Annotated in this window: 7 protein-coding genes; 5 read left to right on the top strand and 2 right to left on the bottom strand. The window is 39.7% G+C overall.

Going from position 1 to position 6425, the window contains the following annotated elements; all coding sequences use genetic code 11:
* Positions 1–422: N-6 DNA methylase (locus ACWITO_RS03980; protein ID WP_448528717.1), on the top strand; the 422-nt coding region annotated here is incomplete at its 5' end.
* 8 nt (positions 423–430) lie between these two features.
* Here ACWITO_RS03980 and ACWITO_RS03975 read toward each other — a convergent pair.
* Entirely contained in the window at positions 431–787 is a 357-nt protein-coding gene (locus tag ACWITO_RS03975; RefSeq protein WP_448528716.1) for an MmcQ/YjbR family DNA-binding protein, read from the bottom strand.
* 11 nt (positions 788–798) lie between these two features.
* Entirely contained in the window at positions 799–1326 is a 528-nt protein-coding gene (locus tag ACWITO_RS03970) for a GNAT family N-acetyltransferase (protein WP_448528715.1), read from the bottom strand.
* Positions 1327–1479: 153 nt separating this feature from the next.
* On the opposite strand from ACWITO_RS03970, the gene cdd reads away from it, so the two are divergent.
* The 4 genes from cdd (at position 1480) to ACWITO_RS03950 (ending at position 6377) form a co-directional block, all read left to right on the top strand.
* Positions 1480–1965, top strand: coding sequence for a cytidine deaminase (gene cdd / locus ACWITO_RS03965; protein WP_448528714.1), 486 nt, complete (start codon positions 1480–1482; stop codon positions 1963–1965).
* 95 nt (positions 1966–2060) lie between these two features.
* Positions 2061–5561, top strand: coding sequence for a methylmalonyl-CoA mutase family protein (locus ACWITO_RS03960; RefSeq protein ID WP_448528713.1), 3501 nt, complete (start codon positions 2061–2063; stop codon positions 5559–5561).
* Between the two features lie 175 nt (positions 5562–5736).
* Positions 5737–6180, top strand: coding sequence for a hypothetical protein (locus ACWITO_RS03955; RefSeq protein ID WP_448528712.1), 444 nt, complete (start codon positions 5737–5739; stop codon positions 6178–6180).
* Positions 6177–6377, top strand: a complete 201-nt coding sequence (locus ACWITO_RS03950) for a helix-turn-helix transcriptional regulator (RefSeq protein WP_448528711.1) — start codon at positions 6177–6179, stop codon at positions 6375–6377. The genes ACWITO_RS03955 and ACWITO_RS03950 overlap by 4 nt, the downstream gene beginning before the upstream one ends.
* The last annotated feature ends 48 nt before the right edge of the window (positions 6378–6425 follow it).

Below are 6425 nucleotides of genomic sequence, written 5' to 3'. Positions count from 1 at the left end.
AGCAAGGCGTAAAAGCCAACGTGTTGTTTTTCGATAATAAGCCCGCTTCCAAAGAGCCACAGACCAAAGAGATTTGGTTTTACGACTTTAGAACCAACATCAAGTTTTCGCTGAAGAAAAACCCGATGCGGTATGAAGATTTGCAGGACTTTATCAACTGTTACAACCCGACCAACATCAACAAGCGAAAAGAAACCTACCACCCCGAAAAAAATCCCGAAGGACGCTGGCGAAAATTCACCTATGACGAAATCATAGAAAGAGATAAAACCAGCCTGGACATTACCTGGATAAAAGACAAGAGCCTAACCGACTTGGATAATTTACCTGCACCCGATGAAATTGCTCAGGATATTGTAGAAAATCTCAAATCGGCATTAGAAGGTTTTGAGAGTATTCTTAACCAACTAAATGAAAAATAGAACGCAAATCAGAAGGGAAAATATTTTTCTCTTACCTTTTTGGGTAATTGAGCAACTACCAAATCGTAGGAGTCATCAATCCATTGCCAAAGGAGCTTTTTAGGAACACCTGCTTTCAGTAGTATGGTGTTCCAATGTTTTTTGTTCATATGATAGCCGGGTAAGACAAAATCGTATTCTTCTCGCAAGGCAAGGGCTTTGCTGGGTTCGCATTTAAGATTTACGGATAAAATCTCCTCAGCGATATTGCAAAGAGCAAACATTTTGCCACAAACCTTGAAAACCAAAGTTACTTCATCAAAAGGGAACTCTTCGGTTACACATTTTTTGGCAAGGCAGTAGTTGCGTATTTCTTCAATATCCATAGGGGGGTATTTTAGTTTGGTAAAACTTTTGCCATAATCCATTCATCTTCGCAAATTTTATCACCCATTACAAAAATCCAATCACCGATTTTCTGAAAGCCAAATTTTTCATAAAAACGAATAGCTTGCTCATTTTTACTCCAAACCCCCAACCAAATTACATCAAAATTTTCATTTTGAGCAACTTGTAAGGCTATTTTCATTAGTTCCGAGCCAATTTTCAGTCTTTGAGCAAAAGCAAAAAGATATAACTTTTCAATTTGCAGAAAACACTTGCCCAAATACGTATAATTATCGGGGATTGCATTGCGAATAATTTTGAGATAGCCACAAGGCTTGCCTTGCCAAAAAGCTATCCAAAAAGAAATATCAGAATTTTGCAGGGCATTCTGAAAGTGAGAAATTTGCATATTTTTCTGAATGTAGGATTCTACAAGCTCTTTACCATCAATGGGTGTCCATTTTTCACGGAAAGTTTCTTGGGCAAGGTACAAAAGTGTGGGTAAATCTTTGAGCGTAGCTTGCTGAATAAGGAGCATTTTCTGATTTTTTGCAATAAATTGGGAAAAATTTTGTTAATTCAGAGCCAAAGTTAGAGATTTTTGAGAGTTTTTGGAAAAAACTAAAAAATTTCAACTCTCCACTTCTTTGTACTTTTGAAAGCGTATTTTCTACTAAAATCTTTATTTGAGATGAGCCAACTGAAAGAATTTAGTTTTCGGTATGAGGTTTTTGAAAGTGAGGCGGAACTTTCAGAAATAGAGCAAACTTTGCTAAGCAAAGCCAAAGCTATCAACGAAAAAGCCTATGCCCCTTATTCCAATTTTTGGGTGTCTTCGTGTTTGTATTTGGCAAATGGTGAGTTTGTAGAAGGGGTAAATCAGGAAAATGCGGCGTATCCTTCGGGTTTGTGTGCCGAAAGAGTGGCTTTGTTTCGGGCAGGTGTGCAGTTTCCTGATGTAGTTATTGAAAAAATTTTGATTATGGCTCGCCACAAAGAAGCCTTGTGGCAGTATATTTCGCCTTGTGGAGCTTGCAGACAAGTAATGTTAGAATTTGAAAATAAGCAGGGCAGAGCTATTGAGGTTTTGTTGTATATGGGAGAGTATATAGTCAAAATCTATTCAGTCCAAGACCTATTGCCTTTTGTTTTCGTCAAGGACGATTTGCTCAAATAAGGTAAAAACTTTTCTTGTTTTCGTGCAAAATGCTCTAAATTTTGTTATATTTGCTACAAACCTTGTTTAGAATTTTCACGCAAATCTGAAATATTATGCAACAAGTTGCCCCTTACAAACCTAAAAATCATATTCGTATTGTTACGGCGGCTTCGCTTTTTGATGGGCACGATGCCGCTATCAATATTATGAGACGCATTATGCAAAGCACAGGAGCCGAAGTTATCCATTTAGGACACAACCGCTCCGTAGCTGAAATTGTAGATTGTGCTATCCAAGAAGATGCACAGGCTATCGCCATTACCAGCTATCAGGGTGGGCATAATGAGTTTTTCAAATATGCTTACGATTTGCTCAAACAAAAAGGAGCAGGACATATCCGAATTTTCGGAGGAGGTGGAGGTACTATTTTACCCTCCGAAATTGAGGAACTACACGCTTACGGCATTACTCGCATCTATCACCCCGACGACGGCAGAGCTATGGGTTTGCAAGGTATGATTAACGATGTGCTTCAAAAATGTGATTTCCCTACATTCAACCCCTACAAAAATGAAAGTAGCAATGTAAGTTCGGCTTCTGCCGCCGCCCAGCCCCAAGAAGATTTGCAAACGCTTTTGCAAATGGCAAGCGAAAAAAGCCATTTGGCAATTGGTAGGCTTATTTCGGTAGCTGAAAATTTCCCTGATGTTTATCAAACTATCAAAGACCAAATTTTAAGCGGTCAGCCCAAAAAGGTTCCCGTTTTGGGGATTACAGGCACAGGGGGGGCAGGTAAATCTTCAATGATTGACGAGATTGTTCGCCGCTTTGTCTTAGATTTTGAAGATAAAACCATAGCAGTTATTTCCGTAGATCCTTCCAAACGCAAATCGGGGGGAGCTTTGCTCGGCGACCGTATCCGTATGAACTCCATACATCACCCACGCGTGTATATGCGAAGCCTTGCTACGCGTCAGAGCAATCTCGCTTTGAGCAAGTACGTACAAGATGCCATTGATATTTGCAAGTTTGCAGGTTTTGATATGATTATCGTTGAAACTTCGGGTATTGGGCAATCGGATACAGAAATTGTAGAACACTCTGATGTATCGCTTTATGTAATGACTTCCGAGTATGGTGCCGCCACACAGCTTGAAAAAATTGATATGTTGGATTTTGCTGATGTGATTGCTATCAATAAATTTGATAAGCGAGGCTCCTTGGATGCTCTCCGCGATGTGCGTAAGCAATACAAACGCAATAAAAATCTTTGGGATACGCCTGATGAGCAACTACCCATTTTCGGAACAATTGCCAGTCAATTCAACGACCCCGGCACAAATGTTTTGTACCGAAACATAATGGATAAAATTGTAGAGAAAACAGGGGTTACGGCTTTACAATCCGACTTTGAAATTACTGAAAAAATGTCGGAAAAAGTCTATATTATTCCGCCTGAAAGGGTGCGTTATCTGGCTGAAATCTGCGAAACCAGTGAAAATTATGATAAGTTTGTAAAAGAACAAACTGCTATTGCTCGTCAGATGTACCAACTCAAAGGTACGATTGATATGCTTCGTGCTGAAATTGGCAAAAAGGTGATTGAAATAAAAGAGCAAAGCGAAGATTTGGTCTATGTAATTGAGCATATACAAGGCGAACCCGACTACCTTGCCGACCTTATCAACAAATACAACGACCTTGAAAAGAAATTAGACCCCGAATGTAAGGCAATGCTCAAAGATTGGGAAGCCACCAAAAAACGCTACAAAGCCGAAAAATATCAGTTTCAGGTACGTGATAAAATTATTGAGCAAGACCTGTATCATACTTCACTTTCAGGCACCAAAGTTCCCAAAGTGGCTTTGCCCAAATACGAAGACTGGGGCGATATTCTTAAATGGTTACTGACTGAAAACGCTCCGGGCTTTTTCCCTTACGCTAGTGGAGTATTTCCGCTCAAACGTGAAGGCGAAGACCCTACGCGTATGTTTGCAGGCGAGGGCGGACCCGAAAGAACCAACAAGCGTTTTCATTATGTTTCCAAAGGTTTGCCTGCTAAAAGGCTTTCCACCGCCTTTGATAGTGTAACGCTCTACGGCGAAAATCCTGACCACCGCCCCGATATTTATGGAAAAATTGGTAATTCGGGGGTAAGTGTCTGCACGCTTGATGATGCCAAGAAATTGTATTCAGGCTTTAATTTATGCCACCCTGCTACTTCGGTATCAATGACCATCAATGGACCCGCCCCAATGATTCTTGCCTTTTTTATGAATACCGCCATTGACCAACAATGCGAGCTGTATATCAAAAAGAATGGCTTGGAGGCAGAAGTGCAGGCAAAAATTGATGAAATCTATAAAAATCTCAATGTACCTCGTCCCACCTACAATGGAGTTTTGCCCGAAGGCAACGATGGTTTGGGGCTAATGCTTTTAGGTGTAACAGGCGACCAAGTCCTGCCCAAAGAGGTGTATGAGAAAATAAAAGCTGAAACACTTTCCGTAGTACGTGGAACGGTGCAAGCTGATATACTCAAAGAAGACCAAGCCCAAAACACTTGCATTTTTTCTACGGAATTTGCCTTGCGTATGATGGGTGATATTCAGCAATATTTCATTGACCACAAAGTACGCAATTTCTATTCCGTTTCTATTTCGGGCTATCACATTGCTGAGGCGGGGGCTAATCCTATTACCCAACTAGCTCTAACGCTTTCCAATGGCTTTACCTTCGTAGAATACTACCTGAGCCGAGGTATGCACATTGACGACTTTGCTCCCAATTTCTCTTTCTTTTTCTCCAATGGTATGGACCCCGAATATTCGGTTTTAGGACGTGTGGCAAGACGAATTTGGGCAAAGGCTATCAAATACAAATACGGAGGCAATGAAAGAAGTCAGAAACTCAAATATCATATTCAGACCTCGGGACGCAGTTTGCACGCCCAAGAAATTGCTTTCAATGATATTCGTACTACCTTACAGGCTTTGTATGCCATTTATGATAATTGCAACTCTTTGCATACCAACGCTTACGATGAGGCTATCACTACACCTACCGAAGAAAGCGTAAGGCGAGCTATGGCAATTCAGATGATTATCAACCATGAGTTGGGTCTTGCCAAAAATGAAAACCCTTTGCAAGGTTCGTTTATCATTGAAGAACTTACCGACCTTGTGGAACAAGCCGTTTTGAATGAGTTTAGGGCTATCTCGGAGCGTGGAGGAGTGCTTGGGGCAATGGAGCGAATGTATCAGCGTAGCAAGGTTCAAGAAGAAAGTATGTATTACGAAATGAAAAAACACACAGGCGAATTGCCTATTATTGGTGTAAATACCTTTTTGGACCCCAATGGCTCGCCTACTATTGTACCCGCCGAAGTGATACGTTCTACCAATGAAGAAAAGGAGTATCAAATTGCTATGCGTGATGCTTTCCACAAACGAAATACTCAAAAAGCCCCCGAAATGCTCAAATACTTGCAAAAGGTTTCAGTAGAAAATGGTAATATTTTTGAGGCTTTGATGGAAGCGGCAAAATATTGCAGTTTAGGACAAATGTCAAGAGCTTTGTACGAAGTAGGTGGGCAGTACAGAAGAAATATGTAGTTGTCCTTGAATATTAGAGTGGCAAAGTTGCCATAAAGTTCTGAAACCTATAAGCGGTAACATCAGTTTAGCTGTGTTGCCGCTTTTTCTTAAAAGTTCTAAAAAAATGTAAAAAAAACTTTACATTTTGTAAAAAAGTTTTTACATTTGTCTTGTAAAACAAATGCAAATACTTATGAATACTAAAATTTTGTTTTCGCACAAGTATAAAATTTGGGGTATTCTAATGAGCCTTTTGGGGCTTGTAGGTACTATTGCCGCAGTATATGGAGGGGTTCAATTGGAGTTTTTAGAAATTCGCAGTGAGACAAAGGAGGCGGAATTTTTAGTTAGTCCAGTAAATTTTACTGATGAGATTGCCTGCTTGATTCTTATTGCAGGGCTACTATTGTGGGGATTTTCAGCGGAAAAAGTAGAAGATGAACGTATAGCTCAAATGCGTCTGAATGCTTTGCAGTGGTCTATGTTTTTTCACTATGTCTTTTTGGCAATTTGTATTATATTCATTCACGGATTAAAATTTCTGAATATCTTATTTTTGAATGTTTTTTTGCCTTTGATAGTGTTTATTGTTCGCTTTAATTGGGTTATGTTTTTAGAAAATAAACGTCTCAAATGAAAAATAGGATAAAAATAGAGCGAGCTATTCATAATATAACGCAGGCAGAACTTGCTGAAAAAGTAGGAGTGTCGCGTCAAACTATAAATGCAATAGAGGCGGGGAAATATATTCCTTCGGCAGTGTTGGCTATGAAAATTGCTAAACTTTTTGAAAAACCTGTTGAGGAAATTTTTGAGTTAGAAGAGAGTGATTGAAAGCATAATAAGCAACCTTATTGCTTGTTGAATTAGCCCTTCAAAAAT

The sequence above is a fragment of the Raineya sp. genome (assembly GCF_053497555.1).
The sequence above is the reverse complement of the archived record's forward strand: the minus strand, read 5'-3'. Positions and strand labels throughout refer to the sequence as shown.